Below are 1,549 nucleotides of genomic sequence, written 5' to 3'. Positions count from 1 at the left end.
GCAGCAACCGTAACAGTCTTACCGTTTACACTGATGTCGCCCGCAGTAAAGGCAACACTAGCTGCAAGCGTATCAGCGGCCGCGACACCTAAAACTGATCCAGCACCTGATATGGTATTGTTGCCGAGTTTATTAGAAGCCACATCATTCAGAGAAATTGAAATGGTTTCATTGGCGTTAGAACCCACCTGGAATTTCTGAGTACCAAAACTACCATCCAACAGTTTCTGACCCCCAAACGAGGTAGTGTCAGAAATACGAGTCAATTCGGTCTGCAGTGAGGCAATTTCTTTCTGCATAGAGGCGCGGTCATCGGCAGAGTTAGAGCCGTTAGCTGACTGCAATGACAAGTCACGCATACGCTGCAAAATGTCAGTCGAAGTCTGCATGGCACCTTCAGCGGTTTGCGCAATAGAGATGCCATCATTAGCGTTACGCTGCGCCACATCCAGACCATTAATCTGACTGGTCAAACGGTTAGAGATCTGCAACCCGGCCGCGTCATCTTTAGCGCTGTTGATGCGCAAACCAGAGGACAAACGCTCCATTGAGGTTTGCAATGCACTGTTGGCTTTGTTCAGGTTCTTTTGTGAGCCCAGAGAGGTCACGTTGGTATTTACGGTAATGGCCATAGTATTGGTTCCTCATATTACCTGGTTGACTGCTGCCTGAGCCATTCAGCCAGGCGGAGCTTATTGGATACACTCACTGTAACGGCGAGAGGAAAACAAACTTTAGGCAATTTTTCTAAAAATTTTTGGTAATAAAAAAACCAATATAAAACAAAGACAAATGAACTATATTTTGACTAAAAAAGAAAGCCGACAATTTATTGTCGGCTTTCACGAGTACTAGCTCAAAATGCAATGTTAGCCTTGTAACAACTGTAAAGCCACTTGCGGTAACTGGTTCGCCTGAGCCAACATGGCAGAAGAGGTCTGCGACAAGATCTGCTGTTTGGTCATGGTGGCAGTTTCTTTGGCAAAATCCACATCCTGCACACGGCTACGGGCGTCAGATACATTGGTGGAAATGTTACTCAGGTTGCTGATAGTAAACGTCATACGGTTTTGTACCGCACCCAAGTCAGAACGCTGACTGTCAATCCCGGCAATCGCGGCATCAATCACGGCAATGGCATCCTGAGCGCCTTGCGCGCTATTGATATCAATCTTGCTAACTGAATTCAGAGTAGATGTACCACCGCTCAGCATTTCACCAAGATCAGCTGTACCATCATCAGCCACCGTAAATTTATCTGATGAAGACAATGTCAGGCTGGAAGCTACGCTCGCAGCTGTATTGGTACCATCGGGTGTAATACCGCCTAATGTCGCTGTTGTTGTTGCGGTTCCACCAGTGAGTTCGATCCCCTGGACCCCTGTTGCTGAAAAGCTGATATCGCCTGTATCTGAATCGTAGCTGACATCATACCCTGCTTTCCCTAAGTCCGAAGCAAGCGTTTCTGCATCACCGTTGTAGGTAGATAAATCATAACTATCTGCATTACCTGCTGCATCATAAACAGTAAGTGTGCCAGTATCTGCTG

At 46.7% G+C, this 1,549-nt stretch carries 2 protein-coding genes; both read right to left on the bottom strand.

All coding sequences use genetic code 11. The features are described 5' to 3' along the window. Nucleotides 1-632 (bottom strand): flagellin N-terminal helical domain-containing protein (locus tag IE064_RS18025; RefSeq protein WP_444544696.1); only part of this gene is annotated, 632 nt, incomplete at its 3' end. Between the two features lie 237 nt (nt 633-869). Then, the coding region (locus IE064_RS18020; protein ID WP_268244793.1) for a flagellin at nt 870-1,549 on the bottom strand (680 nt) is incomplete at its 5' end.

The sequence above is a fragment of the Shewanella fodinae genome (genome assembly GCF_014651955.1).
GTDB lineage: Bacteria > Pseudomonadota > Gammaproteobacteria > Enterobacterales > Shewanellaceae > Shewanella > Shewanella fodinae.
The sequence above is the reverse complement of the archived record's forward strand: the minus strand, read 5'-3'. Positions and strand labels throughout refer to the sequence as shown.